The organism is Listeria valentina (assembly GCF_011800755.1).
In the GTDB taxonomy this organism is placed as follows: Bacteria; Bacillota; Bacilli; order Lactobacillales; family Listeriaceae; genus Listeria; species Listeria valentina.
Genome location: NZ_JAATJW010000141.1, coordinates 1 through 1216, shown reverse-complemented (window position 1 = coordinate 1216; position 1216 = coordinate 1). Strand labels below are relative to the sequence as shown.

General features: G+C 33.1%; 2 protein-coding genes. Both read left to right on the top strand.

Annotated features, from left to right (window positions below; translation table 11 throughout):
* The first annotated feature begins 216 nt into the window (after positions 1 to 216).
* Positions 217 to 525 carry a hypothetical protein gene (locus HCK02_RS13850; protein WP_167630681.1) on the top strand — a complete coding sequence of 103 codons (309 nt, stop codon included), beginning with the start codon at positions 217 to 219 and terminating at the stop codon, positions 523 to 525.
* A gap of 53 nt (positions 526 to 578) precedes the next feature.
* Complete coding sequence (locus HCK02_RS13845; protein ID WP_167630680.1) at positions 579 to 1187, top strand: terminase small subunit; 609 nt, start codon at positions 579 to 581, stop codon at positions 1185 to 1187.
* Positions 1188 to 1216: the final 29 nt, after the last annotated feature.

The window sequence follows — 1216 nt, the reverse complement described above, 5'->3', positions numbered from 1 at the left end:
TATATCATTTTTTTATTAAATTTAAACAAATATCATTATTTTGTCGCACACCTGCCACCTATATATGAGAACTCGGGAGCAGGCAACCAGTCAAAAAAGCATCGTATGTGGTATCTGTTTACCCGGTTCTTGATTTCCCTTTTCCTCCTGTTTACATTTGAATAGGAGGTTTTTGTATAGTATTCTAAAAGAAAAAAGATAAAGGAAGGGAATAAAATGGAGTCTTGGAAATTAAAGAATTATGTTTTAGAATATTTTAAAGGAGAACAACCACACACAATAGACGGTATTATAGGTTACATAACAATGAAGTATAAAAATGAAGGATTGTTAGTAGATGAAAATGGATATACTACAATGGTTCCAAAATTGCCTTCGGAGGAAATTATGTATATAAATGATCTAGTACAAGATTTATTTATTGAGAAAATAATTGCATTTGGATATAGCCACAATTATCCTAGCTACCCATATTTACGAGTTAGGGATGCAGAAAGACTAGAACAAATATTAGGAAAAAATTAAGAGCCGTTTAACGGTTCTTTTTTTATTATAAGGAGGCGTGGTGATATGTAGTTATGGCTAAGAAAAAATTAACAACAGAAGAGAAGTATGATATTTTTGCAAAAGCCTATGTGACCAATGGTTTTAATGGGAAAAAAGCGGCTATTACTGCTGGTTATACTGAAAAAAGCGCTGATGTTACAGCTTCCAAATTGCTAAGGAATGCTAAGGTGCTTGAAAAAATAGACGCAGAAATGAAAATGCTGTCTAAACGTATGCAGGACGACGCTTCACTAATTTATTTTGAGTTATGGAATCAAGTTAGAATGATAGATGCTAAACTAGCGAGACATGAAGAAGCTTCAAAGGAATTAAGCACTACTGATGCACAAGCTACAGCGATGAAAGCGGACATAACTAATCTTAAATCAAATATCAGACAGAAAGAAAGTAAGTTCAAATCAATTGATGGCAGAACAAGCGAGGGAAAGACGGAAAAAGGTAAACTAAGAAAAGAACTTGAAGAAATGTATATGAAACTTGAAAACTCTCAAGACCTGCTAAATGATTTAGATAGTTCAGTGGCAACCTCTAAACGTGATTTGCTATGGCACCGTGATTGGAAAGAAATCTTAACTTGGATAGATGTCAATAAAGTAGACACAAAAAGAGTAAATACTTAAAAATTTTCAAAATAAAGAGCCTCCTTTTC

What these genes read in the sequence shown, in the direction of transcription:
- HCK02_RS13850 (WP_167630681.1), top strand. Translation starts at nt 217, where the DNA reads ATGGAGTCTTGGAAATTAAAGAATTATGTTTTAGAATATTTTAAAGGA.
- HCK02_RS13845 (WP_167630680.1), top strand. Translation starts at nt 579, where the DNA reads ATGGCTAAGAAAAAATTAACAACAGAAGAGAAGTATGATATTTTTGCA.